We start from the raw sequence: 21,028 nt of genomic DNA on the forward strand, positions 1-21,028 counted from the left end.
GTCTCTAGTCTCCTTAGCAAATATTTTAGCATATGGACAAACGATATAGACTTAATGAAATTTATAATATAGGAACGATAATCGTGAATAAAAAAGTAGAAGTTAAAGCACATGGAAAAGTGATTCTAATTGGTGAACATTCTGTTGTGTATGGATATAATGCACTTGCTTTACCAATCCAAGCCTTAAATATCAGCACAACTGTTGAAGAAACTGCTGGTCCTACATGGATGGATACAAATCACTACCACGGTGCTTTTTTTGTTGCACCAGATGAATATGATGGCATTAAGTACATTGTCAAAACTATGTTGGCTAAAGTTGCTGATGCGCCTGACGTTAAGATTACTTACAGCGGAGAAATTCCAATTGAACGTGGCTTAGGTTCAAGTGCTGTTGTAGCTCTTGGTACAACTAAAGCTTTATCACAATTCTTAAACTTAAATTTGGACCACGATGAGATCATGGAAATTACTAATCATGCGGAAATGATTAACCACGGTAAAGCTTCTGGTCTTGATGCAGCTACCGTTAGTTCAGATTATCTAGTCTTCTTTAATAAACAAGATGGTCCACAACAACTTTCTCAAAAATTAGGCGCTACCCTCTTAATTATGGATACTGGCGAGCTGGGAAATACCAAAGTTGCGGTGCAAGCAGTTAAAAAGCAAATGGATGAAAGTGATCTTAAAAAGAAACAAATTGCTCGTCTTGGTGAGCTTGCTACTGCGACTCAAGAGAATTGGCTCAAGCAAAATGCTGAAGAAATTGGCAAGATTTTTAATGAAGCTCAAAGCATTTTAGCCTCATTCGATCTTTCAACTGAAAAAATTGATAATATTTGTAAAATTGCTAACGACAATGGAGCCTTAGGGACTAAGCTATCTGGCGGCGGCCTTGGCGGAATTGTGATTGCCCTATGTCCTAACCAAGCAACTGCACAAAAAATTGCGCAAAAGTCCCAAGCAAACTTTGATAATTACTGGATTGAGGAAATCTAATGAAAAAAACTGCTCGTGCGCATACTAACATTGCGCTAATCAAATACTGGGGAAAAGCGAATCAAGCCCTGAAAACCCCACTCATGTCTAGTCTATCAATGACCTTAGATGCTTTTTATACTGATACTACTTTTGAACATGATTCTTCATTAACTGAAGATACATTTATTTTAAATGATCAAGAGCAAGGACCTGAAGAAAGTAAACGCGTCTTTAATTATATTCATTTATTACAAGAAAAATTTGGCTTTAATGATCATTTTATAATCAAGTCTACTAACCACGTTCCAACTTCTGCCGGACTTGCTTCGTCAGCATCAGCCTTTGCAGCTTTGGCAACAAGTTTTGCTGCAAGCTATGACTTAGATCTTTCAAGAAAAGATCTTTCGAGATTAGCTCGTCTTGGCTCAGGATCAGCAACCAGATCGATTTATGGAGGCTTTGTCGAATGGCAAAAAGGAATTGATGATGCAAGTTCCTATGCTATTCCAATTGATGAAAATCCAGATCTTGATCTGTCACTCTTAGCACTTGAAGTTGATACAAAACAAAAGAAAATTTCTTCAACGAAAGGGATGAAATTAGCTCAAACTTCTCCTTTCTATCAGCCTTGGTTAGCTAGAAATAAACAAGAAATTGCTGAACTAAAACAAGCGATTAAGGAAAAAGATTTTACTAAAATTGGCAAGCTCAGCGAATTAAGCGCTAATGAAATGCATGCTTGCAACTTAACAGCTAATGAGCCGTTCACATATTTTGAGCCCGAAACAATCAAAGCGATTAAATTAGTAGAAGATTTAAGAAAACAAGGCATTGAATGCTACTATACAATCGATGCTGGTCCAAATGTAAAAATTCTCTGTACCTTAAGAAATAGAAAAGAAATTATTTCAGCTGTTCAGAAATCATTGACTAATGTTAAAATAGTCGTTGCGAGTTTCGGCCCAGGCGTTACTCTGCTTTAGTAATTTGAAAATAAAAAGATTAGAGGAATATTCGTTGATTACAGAACAAGCACCAGGAAAATTGTATATTGCGGGAGAGTATGCAGTTCTTGAGCAAAACTGCCCTGCCATTTTAGTTGCAGTAAATGAATTTGTACGTGTATCTATTGCTAAGAGCACTGGCACTAGTGGTTTAATTCACTCTAAGCAGTATTCTCAAGATTCTATTCACTGGATTCGTAAAGGCAATCAAATGGTAATCGATAATCGTGATAACCCGTTTGAATATATTTTATCTGCGATTAAATTTACAGAACGTTTTTGCTTAGAACAAAAAGTTCCAATGTCTTTATACGACTTACATGTTAATTCTGATCTTGACTCAGCTGATGGTAAGAAGTATGGTCTTGGTTCATCTGCAGCTGTTACAGTTGCAACTGTAAAGGCAATTCTTAATTTTTATGGCTTACATTGTACTAAAGATCTTATCTTTAAGCTTTCAGCTATCTCTCACTATAGTGTTCAAGGAAACGGCTCAGCTGGTGATATTGCCGCCAGTGTCTATGGTGGATGGCTTGCTTATCAAACTTTTGACAAAGTATGGCTTAAGAAAGAATTAGCTACTAAGTCTCTTAGTGAAGTTTTAAATGAAGCTTGGCCGGGTCTAAAAATTCAATTATTAACTCCTCCTGAAGGATTAAATTTAGTAATTGGTTGGAGCCAAAAACCTGCTTCAACTTCACAATTAGTTGATAAGACTAATGCTAAAAAGAAATTTATTAAAACCCAATATGATACTTTCTTAGAGCAATCCAGACAATGCGTTCTTGATATGATTACAGGGTTTAATGAAAAGAATATTGCTTTAATTCAAAAACAAATTCGCCTAAATCGTCAATTGTTAAAGGATTTCGCTACGCTTAATCATATTGCTATCGAAATTCCACGTCTAACGAAATTAATTAATATTGCCGAGCAATTTAATGGTGCTGCTAAGACTTCTGGTGCAGGAAATGGTGATTGCGGCATTGTGATTGCAGATGAACAAACTGATATTGAAGAAATGAAAAATATTTGGCGTGAAAATGGAATTATGCCACTAAACTTTTTAGTTCATTCAATTGCTTAATTAATTTAATACTAGGAAACAATTATGTCACAAAGATCCCAAAGAAAAGAAGAACATCTAGCATTGGCTAAGATGTTTTTTAATAGTAATAAAAATAATGATTTTAATCATATACATCTAATTCGCCCTGCTCTGCCTGAAAGCGCAGTAAGAAAAGAAAGCATTACAACAGAAATGTTTGGCCAAAAGATCAGTGCTCCATTTTTTATCAATGCAATGACAGGTGGCTCAGATGCTTCATATACAATTAATCGACGCCTCGCTAAAGCAGCAGCTAAAGAGAATATTCCCATGGCCTTAGGTTCTGCTAGCATTCTTGAAAAAGAAATTGATCAAATAAAAAGTTTTGAAATTGCTCGGCAAGAAAATCCTGATGGTCTACTTTTTGCTAATGTTAATCCAACTACTAATCCTAAAGTGGCTCAAAAAATTGTCGATGCATTAGATGCCAACGCCCTTCAAATTCACCTTAATAGTGTTCAAGAAGCTGTGATGCCTGAAGGAGACCGAGATTTTCATTGGCTTGATAATCTGAAGGCAATTCGTCAAACAGTCGATGTTCCGATTATTATTAAAGAAGTGGGAATGGGAATTGACCCCGAATCTTTGCGGACTCTCTTGATCAATGACTTTTCAATTATTGACTTAGGTGGTAGTGGTGGAACAAATTTTGCTCAGATTGAAAATGAAAGACGAAAAAACCAAAAACTAATGTTTTTAGAAGACATTGGTCTTTCAACAGTTAAAACTCTGCTTGCTGCACGAACCATTCCGGTTAATAAGACGATTATTGCTGCAGGTGGTATTACCAATGCTTTAGATATTTTCAAGTCCTTAGTTTTAGGTGCACAATATGTTGGGATTGCCAATTATTTCTTACAGTTTGCTAGTCAGGATACCGAATCCTTGATTGTCGCAATTCAAAATCTTAAATACGAATTACGTCTCCTAACTGCCCTATTTGGATTAAAGGATATTGCTGAAGCAGATGAAGTTAAGTATTATCTTGATACCGATTTATATAATTTTACTCGACAAATTTATAATTAAGCTATTTTCTTTAATGACTGCATTGTGCAACCATTTTTTGAAAGCATCGAAAAAAGCTTTTGCATTTTACAAAAGCTTTTTTCTTTTATTCTTTTACTAAGTGAATTTCTCGATCAAATAGATCATGCATCTTTTCATTAAAATTATGTGCAATAAAAACAATGGTTGCCTTACTCTTTAATAAATTATTCAAAATATCCATTGTTGCTTTTTGATCAATTGCACTTGTTCCTTCATCGATCAAAATAATATCGCTATCGTGAACCTTAGCACGAGCCAAAACTATCTTCTGTCTTTGCCCACCAGAAATATTCAATTTATCTAAGTTAAGTTCCTTATCTATTCCCTTATCAAATCTCTTTAGATCCCCGGAAAGATTTACTTCTTTCACAGCCTCAGCTACTTTATTATCTAATTTGTCATTAAACATCGTAATATTATCTAAAATTGAAGCTGGAAAAACTACTGGATCTTGTGGAAGATATCCAATTTTTCTTAAATCCGGAGTAATTTCTTTTCCATTCTTATCTTCAAAGATTACCCTTCCCTTGCTTGGTTTTAATTCACCAAGAATTAGCTTAAACAAAGTTGACTTTCCCGCACCAGAATCACCAGTTAATAAGATCTTTTCCCCTTGCTTAATCTGAAGATCAGGATAAGTTAAACTTTCTCCATTTGGAAATTTTAATCCCAATGATTCTGTTTTAATCGTTGCAGGAGCAACAGAACTGGTTTTACGTGAATGACTTACAGGTGCTGCAGATTCATCTATTTCCTTAACTAGTTTTTTAATTCCTTTCATTTGACCACGGGCATTTGAAATCTGATTAATAGCTTGATTTAAATAAAATCTGAAATTACCAACAACTAAAAGTGCACTAATCTCTAATAAACCATTCTTAACTAAAAGACCCGACAACAAAAAGATAATTAAGCCAAAAATTGCAGAGGCAATACCAGTAATAGCATTAAGCAATTTAGTATAAGTTGTTTGTTTAACATTTGCATCTTCAAGTTTTTTACTTGCTAACTGAGAAACTGAAAATAACTTTGCTCCAGCAGCAAATTGTCTTAATTGCTCTAATCCCTGAAGCCAATCATTCAAAGTATCTAAATAAACTTGATTGTTATCAGAAATAAGTTGATTTGCTTTTTGTAGTGGTTTCTCAATTAGCTTTGGAAGGACTAAAGTAATTGCCACAATTAAGCAAATCGTAAGTAATAAGATCCAATTTAACATAATTAAATATATGATAATTGAAATAATCATAACACTACCATACAGTAAATTAAAAATAGCACCAATGTAGTTTTCATTAACCATTTGTAAGTCATTAGTTAGTCTATTTTGCATTTCAGGAACTTGATGTTTTTTGCCATCATAAAAGTAGTGCTTAACAATCTTATCTCTAACTGAATTATTTAAGTCTTGTGCTTGATAAGTAATCAAATATTGACTGACATTTATAAATACATAGCTTAAAGCAGCAACCACTAAGCTTATTGCTGAAATAATTACAAAATTACGTAAATTACGTGACAGAACAATTGTCGTTTCTAATTGAACTAGTGCTGTATTACCAATTATCGCGATTGGCGTTAAGACAGTAATTACGACAAACAACCAAAACCTAGCTGGTTTAATTTTTATTAATTCCCTAAAATTCATTACCTGTGTCCTCCCTTCTTTTCTAGTTTTATTTCATGATCAAACTTAGCCTTCAATTCTGGTGTAAAATTATGAGCAATCATTAAAACTGTTTGATCTGTCTTTAGCAATCCATCAACAATTTTTTCAGTGGCTTTTTGATCAATCGCACTAGTTACTTCGTCCATCAAAACAAATGGTTGCTGATGAATTTCACTTCTTGCCAAAACCACTTTTTGTCTTTGTCCACCTGATAAGTTTTCATTTTTTAAATCAACAACTGTATTGATCCCAGCAGGCATCTTAGCTAAATCAGTGCTTAGCTGAACTTTGTTAACTACATTAAGTACTTGTTGTTCAAGCTTTTTAGTAAACATCGTAATATTTTCTTTAATTGAAACTGGAAAAACTATTGGATCTTGGGGCAAATAACCTACTGTAGCATTCTCAAGTGGTTGATTATTTTTATCTAGGTAAGTAATAGTTCCGCTTTGTGCCTTCAACTTTCCAAGTAAGACTTTAAACAAGGTAGATTTACCTGTTCCTGAGTCACCAGTCAGTAACACTTTTTCTCCAGCTTTAATTGTAAAATCAGGATAAGAAATAGTTTCACCTTGATCATATGAAATTTTCAGATCTTTTACTGAAACACCATATGCACTTGCTTTAACCGTCCGCTTTTCATTGCGACGTAGTTCAGAAATTTCTTGACGTAATTCTTTTGTTGACTTGATTTGTGTGATTGCACTAGTAATTTCCCAAATAGCTGAGAAAACTGCAAATCCAAATGAGCCAGCAACTGCAAATTCACCAAAAGAAATTGAGCGATTTAAGAATAAAATACCAGCAAAGAAATCCAATCCAATTTGTGCTAAGGCATTTCCCCAACCATTGAAGAGATAAGAAATTGTATTATACTTGCAGCTCTTTTTACTTGCCTTAGTATAGTCATCACTTGCTTGATGAAGTTGTTTTCTTAATCTGCCATAAGCGCTGAAACGTCTTAATTCTTGTAAACCGCCAAGCCAATGTTCAATTACATTAAGTAACTTTTCATTCTTAGCATTAACTTCCTTAGTAGCTTGTGCGGTTTTCTTTTCCATAATCTTTGGAAGGAGAAAATTGATTCCCAATAATATTGCACTAACTAGAACCAAAGTCCAGTTCATCTTTAATAGAATTCCGACTGAAATAAATATTTCAAGAATTCCACTTAAAATTGAAACCCAAGGAGTTAGAAAGTTAGTGGTCAATAATTTTAGATTGTCGGTTAGTTCATTTTGCATTTTAGATACTTTTTCATCATTACTAGAATTATAGTAATGTTTCATAATATCTGACCTAATCTGATGCAAGTAATTCTGCGACTGTCTGGTTAAAGCAATTGTAGCAATTGGCAATAAAACTGCTGCTCCGATCTCCATTGCTGCTTGAACAAATGTCCAATAAATATAACCATTAAAATTTCCTTTAAGTATATTATTCAATGAATTTTTGAATAGATATTCTCCCAGAGCACCAGTAATGGCATAAAGAATATATAATCCAATAATTAAAATCGAACGAGGTATATTGCTTTTAATTAATTCTTTAAATGTCATTCTTTCCCCTCCTCTGATTTATTTATTATTAATTTTACTAATCTTTTTTTAATTTTCAATCATATTTTTCTAAGTGGTTATATTTTTATACTAAGTGGTATTTATTCAGTACTTTCTGCTATGCTATACTAACTTTATCTTGTTAGATCGAGGTGAAAACTAGGTGTTTATTTTAAATAACTTAGGATTAAGCTTAAAACTGAATTATTTTCTTTCAGTTATTAAGCTATATTTAAGAAATGTCCCCAAATTTGATGAAAGTTTGGGGTTTGTTAACTAAATAATAGATAACTTTTCCCTGAACTTTCAAAATACCGTAAAAAATACGTATTAATGAGCTTAATTATCTTTATGAAAGCTAAGCACTAAAAAACAAGGAGTTATAAATGAGTAACAAGAAAAACAAAATCAACAATGCAGAAATCAAAACAAGAGTAGTATTCTATCGCCCCAGTCAATAATTATTAAGATTCAAGAAAAGAGAAATTTATGACTCAAGACATAATTACTACGATCACCACAAAAGATGATTTTAAAAACACCTTCATTAGTGCTCAGATAAAAGCTACTGACAAGGTAATGGTTCATACTGCTTTAAGCAAGTTTTATTATGTGCCTGGTGGACCGGAAAGTTTAGTTCAAGCTTTAGAAGAAACAATAAATCAAGGCACGATCATGATGCCATCGGAAGTCACTACTAATTGTGACCCAGCGGATTGGGAGTATCCTCCTGTTAAACAAGATTTGATTCAATTAGTTCGTGACAATATGCCTCCATATAATCCTGATACCTCTCCAAGCGAAGGTTTAGGCATTACGCCTGAATACTTCAGAACTTTACCTGATGTAGTACGTAGTTGTCATCCCTATCTACCCATTGCTATTTGGGGCAAAGATAAAGTTCAAATTGCTAACAAGCAGCCACTTGATATGCCATATGGCTTGAATAGTCCTTTAGATTATTTATATCAAAATGATGGTAAAATCATTTTTTTAGGAACCGATTATGAAACTTGCACAATTCTACATTACGCTGAATCAACAATTGGTAGAAAAACAGAAACCTGTTCAGCAGCAACTGGAATAGATAAAAATGGGAAGACTATCTGGACTGATTACCAAAATATAGATATGGATTCTTATGATGATTTTAATGATCTAGGACTGGCCTTTGAAAGAAACTTTCCTAATGAATTTAATCAAGTTAAATTAAACAATAGCTTTATTAAGGTTATTAAAATAAAACCACTAATCAATTTTGCTAGAGTGTGGTTTAAGAAAAAAGATAAAAAAATTTGCAATCACTAGAACTTTAACTCCACAAAAAAACTACAGCTCATCATATAAAGAGCTGTAGTTTTTTCATATTAAATTAAACAATCACTGTCATTGTCGCAGCACCAATAATAATAGCTAGTCCAACTAGAGTAACTATCATTTCTTTCTTCGTCTTACTTTCATGTAAGAACCAAATACCAGTTAAGGTTGCCAAAACTACTGAAGTTTGCGACAAAATAAATCCTGTTGCCAAACCGTTCATATCTGGCTGTGCTGAAATCAAGTATGTCAACGCAGCAAAAGCAAAGAAGAAACCGGAAATAATTTGTTTATAAGAAATTCTTTGAGCTAAAGCAATCGCTTGATTTGGATTCTTAACTTTTAAATAAATTGCATAGAAAATTGCGACTAAGCACATTCCAATAGCTTGTGGTAAGAATGCCTTCGAACCATCAATTTTTGCAGCTTGTGGAGCAGCTGAATAAGCCCAGTAGCCAATTTCACCAATTAATAAAACGATGACGGCTTTTCTCAACTTGGCACTGTTTTCATCAGTCTTCTTTTCAGTCCACGTGGTCATCCAAGCCCCTAAGACGATTAAGGCTAAAGCAAGGAAACCAACTAACTTGTCGTTTGTACTTGGCCAATCTCCGAGTGCAAACACACCCCATAGAGAAGTCCCCAACAACTGAAAAGCAGTTGTGATCGGCATCGTACCCGATGAACCAATTAAAGTAAAGGAATGGAAAGTAAGTATTTGTGCACTGGCCCAGCCAATTCCTGAAATAATTGACCAAATCAACGCTGAACCTGTAGGGAGTGCAATTCCTTGCATCAAATTATAAATTACTGCAAAAATAAAAGTTCCAAAAGTTGCTCCAATAATTTGATTTACCGGTTTACCACCAATCTTTGCAGCTATTGTTGGAAATAAGCCCCATCCTATCAGCGGACCTAATCCAACTAAAAGGGCAATTCCCTTCATAGACTAATTCCTCCATTTCTAATTAATTAAAAAGTTACGCCACTCTCTAAAATTACATTAGAATATGGAGTTTCCTCTCCAGTTCTAATAAAGGCCTTTGATGTCTTTAAGTCTTTCTTTAGTTCTGAATGAGGAATAAATTCGATCTCAACGTTAGGAAGAGTCTTTTTAATAGCTTCTAATTGCTTAGGATTTTCAGTTTTAATTTCTTCAGCAATATATATTTTCTGAACTTCTAATTCTTTAAGAACTTCTTCTAAAACATCAATAAATGATGGCAAGCCTGGTCTAACCGATAAATCAATCTTTTCAGTTTCAGCTGGCACAGGAGTTCCTGCATCCCCCACGCCTAACCAATCCATATGTCCCATGTCAGCAATCACTCTAGAAATATTTGAGTTCATTACTCCCGTCTTTTTCATGTTTAGTTAACTCCTTACTAAAATACGTTCTTAATTTAGCATATGGAATTAATTTTACCATGTATCTATTATTTCTAGCTAATTTTATACAAGTAATAATTCTGCGTTTTATTTTATTTTTTCAAAAACTTTGCAAACCATCGGCGCCTGAGGATAAAAAACTTTCCCGTGCTCTTTATATTCTCGTGTAAAAAATTCATCATGAACCTTTCGCCAATAAGCATAGCTTCGATCGCCCTCTCCTTCATGATAGGCATGTTCTTGAGAAATTAAATTATATGAGATGATTTCAGCGCATACATCTTTTATTACGCACACTGGTTTAGCATTACTATCTAAAATAATGCTCCACTCACCTACTTTAGGTAATTTTTCATCTTTACCATACAATTCATAAGCTGAAGTAGTAGCTGTCTTAATCCCTTTATCGACCAAAGAAGCTAACGCATTAGCATCTTTTTGGGTTGCACCAAAGGCCCATGCTTCAACGGGTGTATTTTCATTTATCTTATGTTTTTTACAAAATTGATGCCAAAATGTTTGTATATTCTCATCCATACCTATTTGATCCTTGTTAAAATTTTGGCGCCAATGCTTAAGCCAGTCCGATGTGATTCACTACCCTAATCACGTTCATCATAATTTTCCATGTCGGCTAAAGTATCAGCAGTAAATAATATTTGAGCAAAATCAACTTTCCTAAACTTAGCACAAGCTGCTAAAGCTGAGCATTCCATTTCAACAGTTGATGCGCCTAACTGACGAAATTGCGCAACCTTTTTAGGCGTTTCTCTAAAGAAACCATCGGTTGTCCAAGTAGTGATTTCATCATATTTTAAATTTAATTCAGATAATACGTCTTCTACTTGATTCAAGAAATCACGATCTAAATCAATAAACTGTCCTGGTTCCATGTAATGAAAAGACGTACCCTCATCACGAAGTGCTCTTTTAACTAAAAACATTTCGTTTTCTGGTAAATCATTCAAAGCTCCAGCAGTACCAAACGTTATGACTTTTTCTACACCATAGGCGATTAACCACTCAAGCAATTGTACAGCAGCTGGTGCTCCTAAGGGTGCTTGACACAAAGTGAAAAATTCATTGTCAATTTGAACTTCATAGATTTTTGGGTTAAACGAGCATGTTTCAAATTTGCCTAAAGTACGATGAAGATGTTGATCTAAAAATGCGTTAATTTCTTTTTCTGGCACAAATGCGTAAAGCAATCTTGGATGAAAATGAAACGGTTCTTGATCATGATTTGGTTCAAGAACCGCATGCGGATTTTTGTCAAAATCTAAAATAAATGGTCCTTCATTCATGTATACCCTCTCCCTTAATCAATAAATGGATAGTCTTTATTAAAGTAATAATCAATAAAAAGTTGATGTTGCTTGTTAAAAATCTTTGGTAATTTGTTTTTAGAAAAATACTTCAGGTCAAGAGTTTCAGAGCTGATTCTCCAAATCTAAAACTAAAACAATTTCTTCTCCAATTTTTTCACCATTAGGCACAAAGCCAGCAGCTTTGTATAGTTTTTCAGCAGCAACATTTGTAGGAACATAAGAAAGATATAGTTTCTTTCCTCTTCCTAATGGCATGCTTTTTATATATCTAATAAGGCAAACTAATGCATCTATTCCTAATGCCTGATCTTGATATTTTTGATCAATCATAAAACGCCACAAGCAATAATTATTACGAGCAACTTTTGGTGCACCTTCCCAGTTGCATACATTAAAGTTAATCATTGCAAAGCCAACTAAATTATCTTTTTCATAAATCGCAAAGGTTTCAACCTTTTCACCTTCATTTTGAGTTGCATACGCTTCTAGCAAACTAATCGTATTATCTGCAATATATTCTTTTTGATCTGACTTGACTTTGAGATTTACAACATCCCAAAGATTTTGATTAGTTATCCTTTTTAGCTCCATAATTATCGCCTACCAGCATTATTTCTTAAGACAAATTTTTTATGCCCATTATCATCAATTTCTTGATACTTAAATCCACTTCGCTTAGCCACATTCTGACTAGCAAAGTTCTGCGGATGAGTTCTTAAAATTAAATAATCAAGTCTCAACTGTTCAAATGCATATTTTTTAAGAAATTCAACACACTTAGTCATAATCCCCAAATGCTGAAAATCATTCGACAGCCAATATCCAACTTCACCGGATTTTGAACTTAAGTAATGTAAATCAATCATACCTGCTGGGGTTTCATCAACTAAAATCACCAAATTAAATGCCGTACCATCGACCATTTTCTGTTGAAATTGCTTGATTGAATCTACTTCTTTTTGAACAGAATCAATTTTGTTAGCCCAAACTAGCCATTTAGAAAATTCAACTAGATTTTTTTGAAGTTGATCAAACAAATCTTTCGCTTGCCAAGTTTCAGGTAAAACTAACTTAACACTATGTTTACCAGTTACAAAATTATGTAAAACAAACGGATAATTATGCAATCATCTCACCCCATTTTCATCTTTTATTCTCTAGTTAAATTAAATATTACTTAAATATAATTAATATTTCAATAGATTACTTATAAAATTTTTAACTACAAAAATAAGCAGAGATCTTTTTTAATCTCTGCTATTTTAAAACTATCTACAAAACTAACTCACTTAAAAGAGTCAAAGCCTTCACCAAGATTAAAGAAATCAGGTTGACTTAGCATTACATTATTTTCTAAATCATAACCCCCTTCAGAAAGTAATCTAGCATACAATTTAATACAATTGTATTAAATTGTGATACAATGATAATATAAAGTATTTTATTTGAGGTGATACATATGACAACTACCGTAAGTTTAAGATTACCAGAAGATTTAAAGAAACAAGCAACAGATGTATTCAACGAATACGGTCTCGATTGGTCATCTGCAATGCGAATGATCTTAACTCAAGTCGTAAGTGAAAATGCAATTCCTGTTAATTTACATAGATATTCTGAAATTTCTCCTTCGATGAAATCAAATATTGATAGGTCACTTCAAGAATACAAAGCAGGAAATTATAAAACCACAAACTCAGTAAAAGAGCTATTTGAGGAGTTAGATAAAGACTAATGGCTCAAATTAACTACACTCCTCAATTTAAGCGAGATTATAAGAAGCTTAAAAGAAAACATTATGATTTGAATAAATTAAAAAATGTCATTCAATTACTTATTGACGAAAAATTTAAAATTCTTGTTGATAAATATGATGACCATCAACTAAAAGGTTCTTTAAGGTCACTACGTGCATTACATGTTGAGCATAATAAAGCTGGTAATTGGATTTTAGTTTATAAAATTCATAGCGGCAATTTAGAACTGTTAACCATCGACTTGGTTTCTACTGGTTCCCACGATCATACTTATAGAACATAAAGGAGAGCTTACTCCTTTTTATTTTTCAATTATTTTCTTAACAGCTAGTGCAGTTAAAATTTCTTCCAGTTTCAAATCTACTGGGGTATATTCTGTATCAATACATTCATCCCAATAAATAAAAAAGCAGGTTCATACAAGAATCTGCTTTAATCTTACTAATTACTTATCAAACTTATCCAATCTAGTTTGACTTTGTGCGAATTTTCTTTCTTTTTCAATCCTAGTTAACAAATCTATTCGCTTATCTAATTCATCTTGCTCATAATCAGCCACTAATTCAATAAATGACTCATAATTATCCTTAATTTGTGCTTGTTTTAAAGCTTCCATATAAGCATTTCGACTAATCTTATCTGGTTGAATATTAATTATCAAATAACCATGCTTTACTAATTCAAAATTCATTAAAAGTCGTGCAGTTCGACTATTTCCATCTCTAAAGGGATGAATAGTAACAAACTTCAAATGAAGCATAGCAGCCACTTTAACTGGGTGCTCTTTTCCCTCTACTTCTTGATACCACTGAATTAGTTTTTGCATGTCATTAGGAATATCACTTGGATCCGCATAATGTACTTCTGGTACGCCATTAGGCCATACTTTAATTTGACGATACTGACCAGCCTCTGCTCGTTTAGTAGGATTATCAGAATAAGTTACTAGGCGATTAATATCACGAATAGCAATTTCATCAAGAGGCAATTTTCCAATTGCTAATTCTTGAACATAATCGTAAGCTCTACTCAAATCAAGTGCTGCCAAATGATCTGCGAACGGTTTCCCATGTACTGTTAAACCAGTTTCTAATAAAGCAGCAGTTTCATACTTGGATAAAGAACTTCCTTCAATAGCATTTGATGACCAAATATGATCATATTTTTTATCTTTTTCAATACTTTCTACTTCTTCTTTGGATAAGGGACGAAAGGTATTCATTTTATCACGAAGATCAGTTAATTTAGTATAAATTTGCATTTTATCACCTTAACTCTAAATTAATTGATAATATCTAACATAATTAATAATAAAACAAAACCTAGAAAAAGTGATGATAGGTTATCCTTTTTCAGTAAATAAAATCATCAATTATTCTTGCCTAAAGCTTTTGCTTCTATAACATCATCTTTCCAAATAAAGTTCGCGTAATTTATTTTCTAATTCAGGAGTTACATTTAGAGCATTCCTTAAATATGTTTCGAGATCTCCATATTCTTTTTCAATAGTTAAAAGAACTGTGTCAAAAAGTGAATCAGATGCTGAACTTAAAACTCTCATGTTAGCTCTAAAAGTTAAACTTTTACCAGCTTCTTGAAATTTCTTATCTCTGACTGCACGATATTCAGTCAAAATCTCATTCGACGCTAGATAATCCTGTCGTATTAATTCTAAGTCAACGCCTAAAATATATAAAACAAATAAGGCAACAAATCCGGTCCGATCTTTTCCCTCAGTACAGTGAAAAATAACTGCTCCTTCATCAGTTTCAGACAATATTTTCAATACTTGACGAACAGTTTCTTGATCATGTGCTGCAATAGCATGATCTCTATAATGATCACGCATCATTTTAAATGCAGCATGTGGATTTTCATTATATAATTTTGATTCTTGTTTTAAGTTGTTTTCTCCTCCTAATGTTCCTTCTTCACTGGAAAGAGGCAGAGAAATATTTTGAACGCCGTCAATTTGAGGATCAGGATGCGAAATACTTTCTGCTTTTGAACGTAGGTCAATAATTTTAACAACACCGTAATCCTTTAGAAATTGCCTGTCTTTTGACGACATTTTACTAAGATCACCGGTTCTAAGCAGACGATGCATCTGTATTTTACGATTATTAAAACCAGTTAATCCCCCTAGTTCACGCGGATTAATGGCTGTTGTGATTGGTAATAGATTTGAGTACATATTGTTCCTCTACTATTTGTTATGCTTTCATTCTTCTCAGAAATTCTAACAAAATATCAAAATTGCCATTAATAATCAGATAATAAAAATATATCCAAAGTAACAGGCATACTTAATTTCTTCGAAAAAGCATGATAAGCCAATATTAATAATAATGATTCTAAAATAAGTCGAATGATATTAGCATGTATTTTCAAGGGAAAAACTATAACTAAAATTGGAATAATAATTGCTGCGGATAAATACCATTCTTTTGGAATTTTCTTAAACCAATCCTGGAATAAAAAAAATACGACAGCTGCTAAATAAGGGGAAAATGTATTTACATCTACTTCCATAAAAATCTTCTCCTTAAAAATAAACTTATATAATCTACATATGTCTCTTAAAAGATTCAAAAGCCTGTAAAGCCAACTTTAATCGTGGAATATACCCCAGCCAGTCATAATCATTTCTACCTTTGTTATATTGAAAATTAAATGGCAGAAATGAAACTTCATTATAATTAACTATTATTTGGCTGTCTTTACAAATTAATGGCCATTCTGTATCCGTTAATATTTCCGTAGAATTTTCGGCGATTACTTTTCCAACATTACTATCAAACGCGCAACAACCAGCTAATAAATCAACATTATCAATTCCGAAAATTTTTGCAGCAACTTTATTAGTAATTCTTTCTGTTTCAATCCATGTATCTGGATACGATTCAAAATCTTTACTATTTCTTCCTACAATTCGATATTCATTCTTTAAATTTAATGTTGAAATAAAATTTTTAAATTCAAAATTTCGATTTAACAGTGCAACAATTACTTTATCAAAATCACAATAAAAATAATTAACTTTTCCACTAACATTTTTTAATGCGAACTTTAAAACTTTTCTTCTAGCATCTGCTGCACCATTTGGGAAAATTGTAAGACAATGAAAAGACTTTTCGCTAAGACTACTTTTAATTTCTGATGATGTTACATTACTTATTGTTAAGTAAACCTCATCAAAAATTATTTGTAATTGTTCACAAACATACTCTAAATTTTTTAAAGACACATCGGGATGATGAACTGTCGATAATAAAATCTTTTTCATTTAGCATTACGCATCCTTTTCAATTGCCTTCTCAAAAGCCGGTGCAATCAAACTTTCTTCTAACTCCATATCAACTGGCTTATATTCCGTATCAATGCATTCGTCCCAATATTCAGTATGTTTCTTATCAATATAGCTTTCTGATTCTTCAACGGCATTTCCGCCTTCTCCTTGAACTGAATACCAGTAAAAATAGGTATATCCATCTGGATTTTTCTCTTTAAAGACGCTTTCCACGTACATTTTTTCACCAGTCATTGTAGCTACAGTATCAGTGTGATGTTCATTTAGAAAGTCCATCCATTCTTGCGCTTTAGCTTCTTTTCCCTTTCTAATTCTAAAACGAGTAAGTTCTACTTTAGTCATCAGTAATTATCTTCTTTCCATGCACATATTTTCTTTTCGCATTAATCGCCATTTTCTTAACAATATCTTCACCAAGATCACTACCAAGCATTTCAGATATTCCTAATAGAAAAATGGCTACATCTGCTAATTCTTCATTGATATTTTCTTGGTCCTCTTTAAGCCAAGCTTGAAACAGTTCATTTACTTCGCCATACAACAAAAGAATTTCAAACTTAACATCAGTAGTATTAAAATTATGTTTTTTCTTATTTTCAATAACGGCTTTTTGTAATTTTTTCGTATCTATAATCATAATTTCGAACCTTAATATTTACTATTGAATTTTTTCTCTATTATTTCTTTTACATTAGGATCAAGCAGTGAAATAGAATTTAATTTTACATATATAACTTGCAACAACGACTTCAGATTATTAAATCGATAGTATTCTAAAAGTTCATCTGAATAAGGATTAAAAGCAAATGATTTTATCCAATTAATAAAACTATAAGAGTTAATTTTATTTTCTTTAATACCATTTACAAATACATCAGCTAAACGATATTCTTCCCCGTCAATAAAACGTCTATCGACTTTATTCAACATTTCTTTAACCGCTAATAAAAAAGCATTTACCATTTTTTGATCAAAATTATCACAAAGTATGCTATCTGCTAATGCATCTGAACAATGTGCTATTGCATGCACCCAACCATATTTTTTTGAAAAACCAGTAAAATCATGCTCATTAGCCAAATAATTGATTAAATCTTCAAATACTTGTTGCTCTTCATTCTTATTTAAAACCTGATAATAACGAGAATGTTTATCATTATTTGTTCGAATAATTAAATCCCATAATAAGCATGTAAAAGATCTAGTTAACGTTGCCACTTTCTTTTCGTTAATTCGATAATATAGAAGATTTTTCTTCTGAAGTTGATCAATCAAATATTTAACTTGGTCAAAAGTAAATTTTCCTTCGAAAAATGAACTTCCAAAACTATTACAAACTAAATTATCACGAATTTTGCTTTCAGGATTTCCGATATTATCAAGTAGCCACTCTACCTCTTCGTCAGAATATGTTGCCTTTGGATCTTCAAGTTTTATCTTAAATTTTTCTATATCCATACTTACTTCATCTCCATCGTATCCTGCGAAAATTCTATTGGATACTCATTAGACCACTTTTCAACCACAGTTTTTACTACTTTAAAACCATATTTTTCATACAATGTTTTTGCTGCCAAGTTGTCAGTAAATACTTCTAGCTTTATTGGTCTTTCTAATTGCTTTAAAGCAAACTCCATTAGTTTCTTTCCGACTCCGTGCTTTTGAAAAGTTTGGATCTACATATAAAAACGATAATTCATGTGATCGTAACCCGACAAATCCGACCATTTTTTCTTCCTTAATTGCGACATAAATTTTGCATTTTAACAAATACCCTAAATATGGGGCATCCCTCAATTGAATAAACACTTGCTCCATATTGGCTGTCTTTAATTCCTGCATGCGTGCCCTATCCATCACATGACACAATTGGTCAAAATCAGAATTTTCATACTTTCTAATAAGCATTAGATATTAAAAGTCACTCCTAGCAAAATAAGCAGTACAATTGCCCAAACAAATCCTACCATCAAACCCAAAATCCAAGCCAGCCACTTTTTCATCTTTTGACTTAATAACATTGCAGCCAAGACAAACATTGCACTTTCAGAGATAATTACTGGATAAGTAACCCAAGATTTTAAATTAAAAATTGGGAAAAGAAAACTAATAATTGTCGAAATAATAACTACAATAGCAGGTACTTTTATAGAAGTATTTTCATTAAATGAAACTACAAAGCCAATAATAATTGCAATAAATAAAGGTGAGATATTAATAAAAGACATTACATTTTCTTGCATGTACACTTCCTCCAAATTCTTTTATTAAAATAATATCTAATACTATTTTAATTTTCAACAGAATATGCTATATTATTTTCATCAAAGAAGAAACGACTTAAATGAAGTCACTTTGATGGGGTCTAGAAAGGTATATTTATGTCACTAAAGTTTGCTAACAAAAAGAAGCTAGCACTTTATGTCTTTTTGGCCTGCATAAGTGCTTGTGGTAATGTCGTTATCGCTTATGTCACGAAGATTATGCTTAACAGCGCTCAATATCATCGTGGCTCATTAAAACAGTTAATTCTTATTGCTGCGCTGGGAGCAGTATCACTCATCATTATTATGTTTCTTAATTTTGCTTATAGATATTTACGTTCCGATATTACACGTGATATCAACTTGAATTTAAAAGAGAAAACTATCACTTATTTAATTGCTCAACAAAATGATTCACAAAAAGACGGTCTAAATTTAATGACCAATGATCTAAAGCAAATCGAATCACTAAAAATTACGAATGAATTAATGATTATTTCTGAGATTGCTGCTTTTGCAATTTCAATTTTTGTCGGTTTGATCAATTCCTGGCTTCTAACTATCATTTTCGTTATTGCTACAATTATTCCTGGTTTTATTCAAAAGTTTTTCATTAAGGATATTCAAAATAAATCTGCTATCTGGGAAAAGCAAAACGCTGAATATACTCAGGCTACAGTTGATGCAATTAATGGATCAAAAACGGCCATGTTGTATGATGCACAAGTTCCTGTTATTTCTTATGTCATCAAGCAGGCAAAACAAATGGAAAATGCATTACGCAGTCTTAACTACACTCAAGGTGCCATTTCTACGCTAATTATTACCATTGCTGATATCTTCAGCTTTATTATTCCATTCTTAGTAGGTGCCATTTTAATGTTTAATGGTCAAATTGGAGCTGGTACTTTAGTAATGATCGTGCAGCTATCCAACGATTTCATTAATCCAATTACAATGATTCTTGATCAGCTTAATCAAATTCGATCTACTAAGCCTATTTGGGATAAAGTTCAAAAAGCAATCAACTTTAATAATAAAAATGAAACTGCTACAAATCTATCTTTTAATCAGTTATCAGTTGAGAAATTAACATATACAATTGATGATAAAACTATCCTAAAGAACGTAAGCTTCACTGTTAATGCTAAAGAAAAAGTCCTTCTAATGGCGCCAAGTGGTTTTGGAAAAACAACTTTACTCCGACTTTTAGTAGGTCAATTAAAGCCAACAAGTGGTTCTATTATAATTGACCAACAGAATTTAACTGGCAATTGGCAGAAATCGCACGATTACTTTAGCTATATCAATCAAAAGCCGTTCATGTTTGACCGCAGTCTACTTTTTAATCTAACTTTAGGTAAAAAGTATTCCAAAGAGGAATTAAAGAATGCTATTAAATTAGCTGGTCTAACAGAATTAGTCAAAGAAAAAGGACTTGACTACCAGGTTGGTCAGACTGGTAATAGTCTCTCTGGTGGTCAAATCCAAAGAATCGAAATTGCCAGATCTATCTTAGCAAAGCGTCCAATTTTGCTAGCTGATGAAGCAACGAGTGCTTTAGATAATGAACTATCACTACAAATTCATCAGACTTTGCTGAAAAATTCAAATTTTGCAGTAATTGAAGTTGCTCATAAGATCTCCGACCAGGAAAAAGAAATGTTTGATAGGATTATTGACTTGAGCAAATAAAAAACATTGGTCCAGTATCAGGATCAATGTTTTTTACTACCTTCAATTATTTTCTTACAACTTTATAACGTTTTGATCTATCTTCTGGCTTTCCATTATTAGCTGGATAACCAATTGGCAAAAGTACAGAAGTTTCGCAGCCTTCATCCATTCCCAACTCTTTTTGAATTTCAGGGAATTTGTTCAGCGCAATTGCTCCGCCCATTACGTAAACAGAAGCTAACCCCAACTCGAAAGCTTCAACCATCACATTTTCTGCTGCTACAGAAGCATCTCTTTCACCAAATTGACTATCTTTTTTAGTATTGATCATAAAGACAAGCGGTGCATTATAACAAGAATTGTTAGTATTATCTTCAATTTTCTTAAGAAGTTCTTGATCCGTAATTACGCTCAACTCCATAACATCAGTTTGATGCAGTGCACACGGCGCAGCTTGAAAAGCATCGATTAACTTTTGAATCTTTTCTTCATCAACTTTTTCATTAGTATATTCTCTAACTGCTCTTCTTTCAAAAATTGCGTTCATTGTCTACTCCTTAAATGAATATTTTTAATAAATCGCTTTCACAAATTTATTCTATTACACTAATAT

General features: G+C 32.6%; 25 protein-coding genes and 1 pseudogene. 8 read left to right on the plus strand and 18 right to left on the minus strand.

Annotation, left to right across the window (positions count from 1 at the left end):
* Positions 1–83: 83 nt before the first annotated feature.
* The 4 genes from mvk to fni are packed head-to-tail and all read left to right on the plus strand — an operon-like array spanning position 84 to position 4,124.
* The gene (mvk, locus tag LGAS_RS05080) at positions 84–1,001 is read left to right on the plus strand and encodes a mevalonate kinase (protein WP_003647271.1); all 918 of its coding nucleotides are present in this window, start codon (positions 84–86) and stop codon (positions 999–1,001) included.
* Entirely contained in the window at positions 1,001–1,966 is a 966-nt protein-coding gene (gene mvaD, locus LGAS_RS05085) for a diphosphomevalonate decarboxylase (RefSeq protein ID WP_003647270.1), read from the plus strand. The genes mvk and mvaD overlap by 1 nt, the downstream gene beginning before the upstream one ends.
* A 34-nt stretch (positions 1,967–2,000) precedes the next feature.
* Positions 2,001–3,074 carry a phosphomevalonate kinase gene (locus LGAS_RS05090; protein WP_003652953.1) on the plus strand — a complete coding sequence of 358 codons (1,074 nt, stop codon included), beginning with the start codon at positions 2,001–2,003 and terminating at the stop codon, positions 3,072–3,074.
* A gap of 24 nt (positions 3,075–3,098) precedes the next feature.
* Positions 3,099–4,124 carry a type 2 isopentenyl-diphosphate Delta-isomerase gene (fni, locus tag LGAS_RS05095; RefSeq protein ID WP_003647268.1) on the plus strand — a complete coding sequence of 342 codons (1,026 nt, stop codon included), beginning with the start codon at positions 3,099–3,101 and terminating at the stop codon, positions 4,122–4,124.
* An 85-nt stretch (positions 4,125–4,209) separates the two neighbouring features.
* Here fni and LGAS_RS05100 read toward each other — a convergent pair whose 3' ends face one another.
* Both LGAS_RS05100 and LGAS_RS05105 read right to left on the minus strand, forming a co-directional pair.
* A complete protein-coding gene (locus LGAS_RS05100; protein ID WP_003647267.1) occupies positions 4,210–5,793 on the minus strand; it encodes an ATP-binding cassette domain-containing protein in 1,584 nt (527 codons plus the stop codon).
* A complete protein-coding gene (locus LGAS_RS05105; protein WP_003655180.1) occupies positions 5,793–7,373 on the minus strand; it encodes an ATP-binding cassette domain-containing protein in 1,581 nt (526 codons plus the stop codon). Before LGAS_RS05105 ends, LGAS_RS05100 begins: the two co-directional genes overlap by 1 nt.
* Before the next feature lie 489 nt (positions 7,374–7,862).
* On the opposite strand from LGAS_RS05105, the gene LGAS_RS05110 reads away from it, so the two are divergent.
* On the plus strand, positions 7,863–8,681 hold the full coding sequence (locus LGAS_RS05110; protein WP_003647265.1) for an AAC(3) family N-acetyltransferase: 819 nt from the start codon (positions 7,863–7,865) through the stop codon (positions 8,679–8,681).
* 64 nt (positions 8,682–8,745) lie between these two features.
* On the opposite strand, the gene rbsU is transcribed toward LGAS_RS05110, so the two are convergent.
* From rbsU to LGAS_RS05140, 6 genes are all read right to left on the minus strand, one after another.
* A complete protein-coding gene (rbsU, locus tag LGAS_RS05115) occupies positions 8,746–9,636 on the minus strand; it encodes a ribose/proton symporter RbsU (RefSeq protein ID WP_003651609.1) in 891 nt (296 codons plus the stop codon).
* 26 nt (positions 9,637–9,662) lie between these two features.
* Positions 9,663–10,058 carry a D-ribose pyranase gene (gene rbsD, locus LGAS_RS05120; protein ID WP_003647263.1) on the minus strand — a complete coding sequence of 132 codons (396 nt, stop codon included), beginning with the start codon at positions 10,056–10,058 and terminating at the stop codon, positions 9,663–9,665.
* Positions 10,059–10,166: 108 nt separating this feature from the next.
* The gene (locus LGAS_RS05125; protein WP_003647262.1) at positions 10,167–10,616 is read right to left on the minus strand and encodes an ASCH domain-containing protein; all 450 of its coding nucleotides are present in this window, start codon (positions 10,614–10,616) and stop codon (positions 10,167–10,169) included.
* A gap of 65 nt (positions 10,617–10,681) precedes the next feature.
* Positions 10,682–11,383, minus strand: a complete 702-nt coding sequence (locus tag LGAS_RS05130) for a nucleoside phosphorylase (protein WP_011678901.1) — start codon at positions 11,381–11,383, stop codon at positions 10,682–10,684.
* A gap of 126 nt (positions 11,384–11,509) precedes the next feature.
* Entirely contained in the window at positions 11,510–11,998 is a 489-nt protein-coding gene (locus LGAS_RS05135) for a GNAT family N-acetyltransferase (protein ID WP_003647261.1), read from the minus strand.
* Between the two features lie 2 nt (positions 11,999–12,000).
* Positions 12,001–12,534, minus strand: coding sequence for a GNAT family N-acetyltransferase (locus LGAS_RS05140; protein WP_003647260.1), 534 nt, complete (start codon positions 12,532–12,534; stop codon positions 12,001–12,003).
* A gap of 332 nt (positions 12,535–12,866) precedes the next feature.
* Between LGAS_RS05140 and LGAS_RS05145 the strand changes: the two genes are divergently transcribed.
* Both LGAS_RS05145 and LGAS_RS05150 read left to right on the plus strand, forming a co-directional pair.
* Entirely contained in the window at positions 12,867–13,142 is a 276-nt protein-coding gene (locus LGAS_RS05145) for a type II toxin-antitoxin system RelB/DinJ family antitoxin (protein ID WP_021314843.1), read from the plus strand.
* A complete protein-coding gene (locus LGAS_RS05150; protein ID WP_003647258.1) occupies positions 13,142–13,447 on the plus strand; it encodes a type II toxin-antitoxin system YafQ family toxin in 306 nt (101 codons plus the stop codon). Before LGAS_RS05145 ends, LGAS_RS05150 begins: the two co-directional genes overlap by 1 nt.
* Before the next feature lie 162 nt (positions 13,448–13,609).
* On the opposite strand, the gene LGAS_RS05155 is transcribed toward LGAS_RS05150, so the two are convergent.
* The 9 genes and pseudogenes from LGAS_RS05155 to LGAS_RS05195 form a co-directional block, all read right to left on the minus strand.
* On the minus strand, positions 13,610–14,425 hold the full coding sequence (locus tag LGAS_RS05155; RefSeq protein ID WP_011678902.1) for a Fic family protein: 816 nt from the start codon (positions 14,423–14,425) through the stop codon (positions 13,610–13,612).
* Positions 14,426–14,569: 144 nt separating this feature from the next.
* Positions 14,570–15,358 carry a tyrosine-protein phosphatase gene (locus LGAS_RS05160; protein ID WP_003647255.1) on the minus strand — a complete coding sequence of 263 codons (789 nt, stop codon included), beginning with the start codon at positions 15,356–15,358 and terminating at the stop codon, positions 14,570–14,572.
* A gap of 68 nt (positions 15,359–15,426) precedes the next feature.
* Entirely contained in the window at positions 15,427–15,696 is a 270-nt protein-coding gene (locus LGAS_RS05165; RefSeq protein WP_225792982.1) for a hypothetical protein, read from the minus strand.
* 34 nt (positions 15,697–15,730) lie between these two features.
* A complete protein-coding gene (locus tag LGAS_RS05170) occupies positions 15,731–16,450 on the minus strand; it encodes a hypothetical protein (RefSeq protein ID WP_003647253.1) in 720 nt (239 codons plus the stop codon).
* Between the two features lie 6 nt (positions 16,451–16,456).
* A complete protein-coding gene (locus tag LGAS_RS05175) occupies positions 16,457–16,816 on the minus strand; it encodes a DUF6176 family protein (protein WP_003647252.1) in 360 nt (119 codons plus the stop codon).
* Positions 16,809–17,111 carry a MazG-like family protein gene (locus LGAS_RS05180; protein ID WP_003647251.1) on the minus strand — a complete coding sequence of 101 codons (303 nt, stop codon included), beginning with the start codon at positions 17,109–17,111 and terminating at the stop codon, positions 16,809–16,811. Before LGAS_RS05180 ends, LGAS_RS05175 begins: the two co-directional genes overlap by 8 nt.
* Positions 17,112–17,122: 11 nt before the next feature.
* A complete protein-coding gene (locus LGAS_RS05185) occupies positions 17,123–17,932 on the minus strand; it encodes a DUF2785 domain-containing protein (protein ID WP_003647250.1) in 810 nt (269 codons plus the stop codon).
* 2 nt (positions 17,933–17,934) lie between these two features.
* A pseudogene (locus LGAS_RS09475) lies at positions 17,935–18,382 on the minus strand (N-acetyltransferase family protein).
* Positions 18,382–18,717 (minus strand): hypothetical protein, encoded by a 336-nt coding sequence (locus LGAS_RS05195; RefSeq protein ID WP_003652535.1) that lies wholly within the window; start codon positions 18,715–18,717, stop codon positions 18,382–18,384. The pseudogene LGAS_RS09475 and the gene LGAS_RS05195 overlap by 1 nt, the downstream one beginning before the upstream one ends.
* A 138-nt stretch (positions 18,718–18,855) precedes the next feature.
* Here LGAS_RS05195 and LGAS_RS05200 point away from each other — a divergent pair, with 138 nt between their 5' ends.
* Positions 18,856–20,433 (plus strand): ATP-binding cassette domain-containing protein, encoded by a 1,578-nt coding sequence (locus tag LGAS_RS05200; protein WP_003647248.1) that lies wholly within the window; start codon positions 18,856–18,858, stop codon positions 20,431–20,433.
* Between the two features lie 46 nt (positions 20,434–20,479).
* Here LGAS_RS05200 and LGAS_RS05205 read toward each other — a convergent pair whose 3' ends face one another.
* A complete protein-coding gene (locus tag LGAS_RS05205) occupies positions 20,480–20,962 on the minus strand; it encodes a nitroreductase family protein (RefSeq protein WP_003647247.1) in 483 nt (160 codons plus the stop codon).
* Between the last annotated feature and the right edge of the window lie 66 nt (positions 20,963–21,028).

The organism is Lactobacillus gasseri ATCC 33323 = JCM 1131, assembly GCF_000014425.1.
Classification (GTDB): domain Bacteria; phylum Bacillota; class Bacilli; order Lactobacillales; family Lactobacillaceae; genus Lactobacillus; species Lactobacillus gasseri.

Coding starts and splice junctions, on each gene's coding strand:
- mvaD (WP_003647270.1), top strand. CDS start 1,001: ATGAAAAAAACTGCTCGTGCGCATACTAACATTGCGCTAATCAAATAC.
- fni (WP_003647268.1), top strand. CDS start 3,099: ATGTCACAAAGATCCCAAAGAAAAGAAGAACATCTAGCATTGGCTAAG.
- LGAS_RS05100 (WP_003647267.1), bottom strand. CDS start 5,793: ATGAATTTTAGGGAATTAATAAAAATTAAACCAGCTAGGTTTTGGTTG.
- LGAS_RS05105 (WP_003655180.1), bottom strand. CDS start 7,373: ATGACATTTAAAGAATTAATTAAAAGCAATATACCTCGTTCGATTTTA.
- LGAS_RS05110 (WP_003647265.1), top strand. CDS start 7,863: ATGACTCAAGACATAATTACTACGATCACCACAAAAGATGATTTTAAA.
- rbsU (WP_003651609.1), bottom strand. CDS start 9,636: ATGAAGGGAATTGCCCTTTTAGTTGGATTAGGTCCGCTGATAGGATGG.
- rbsD (WP_003647263.1), bottom strand. CDS start 10,058: ATGAAAAAGACGGGAGTAATGAACTCAAATATTTCTAGAGTGATTGCT.
- LGAS_RS05125 (WP_003647262.1), bottom strand. CDS start 10,616: ATGGATGAGAATATACAAACATTTTGGCATCAATTTTGTAAAAAACAT.
- LGAS_RS05130 (WP_011678901.1), bottom strand. CDS start 11,383: ATGAATGAAGGACCATTTATTTTAGATTTTGACAAAAATCCGCATGCG.
- LGAS_RS05135 (WP_003647261.1), bottom strand. CDS start 11,998: ATGGAGCTAAAAAGGATAACTAATCAAAATCTTTGGGATGTTGTAAAT.
- LGAS_RS05145 (WP_021314843.1), top strand. CDS start 12,867: ATGACAACTACCGTAAGTTTAAGATTACCAGAAGATTTAAAGAAACAA.
- LGAS_RS05150 (WP_003647258.1), top strand. CDS start 13,142: ATGGCTCAAATTAACTACACTCCTCAATTTAAGCGAGATTATAAGAAG.
- LGAS_RS05155 (WP_011678902.1), bottom strand. CDS start 14,425: ATGCAAATTTATACTAAATTAACTGATCTTCGTGATAAAATGAATACC.
- LGAS_RS05160 (WP_003647255.1), bottom strand. CDS start 15,358: ATGTACTCAAATCTATTACCAATCACAACAGCCATTAATCCGCGTGAA.
- LGAS_RS05165 (WP_225792982.1), bottom strand. CDS start 15,696: ATGGAAGTAGATGTAAATACATTTTCCCCTTATTTAGCAGCTGTCGTA.
- LGAS_RS05170 (WP_003647253.1), bottom strand. CDS start 16,450: ATGAAAAAGATTTTATTATCGACAGTTCATCATCCCGATGTGTCTTTA.
- LGAS_RS05175 (WP_003647252.1), bottom strand. CDS start 16,816: ATGACTAAAGTAGAACTTACTCGTTTTAGAATTAGAAAGGGAAAAGAA.
- LGAS_RS05180 (WP_003647251.1), bottom strand. CDS start 17,111: ATGATTATAGATACGAAAAAATTACAAAAAGCCGTTATTGAAAATAAG.
- LGAS_RS05185 (WP_003647250.1), bottom strand. CDS start 17,932: ATGGATATAGAAAAATTTAAGATAAAACTTGAAGATCCAAAGGCAACA.
- LGAS_RS05195 (WP_003652535.1), bottom strand. CDS start 18,717: ATGCAAGAAAATGTAATGTCTTTTATTAATATCTCACCTTTATTTATT.
- LGAS_RS05200 (WP_003647248.1), top strand. CDS start 18,856: ATGTCACTAAAGTTTGCTAACAAAAAGAAGCTAGCACTTTATGTCTTT.
- LGAS_RS05205 (WP_003647247.1), bottom strand. CDS start 20,962: ATGAACGCAATTTTTGAAAGAAGAGCAGTTAGAGAATATACTAATGAA.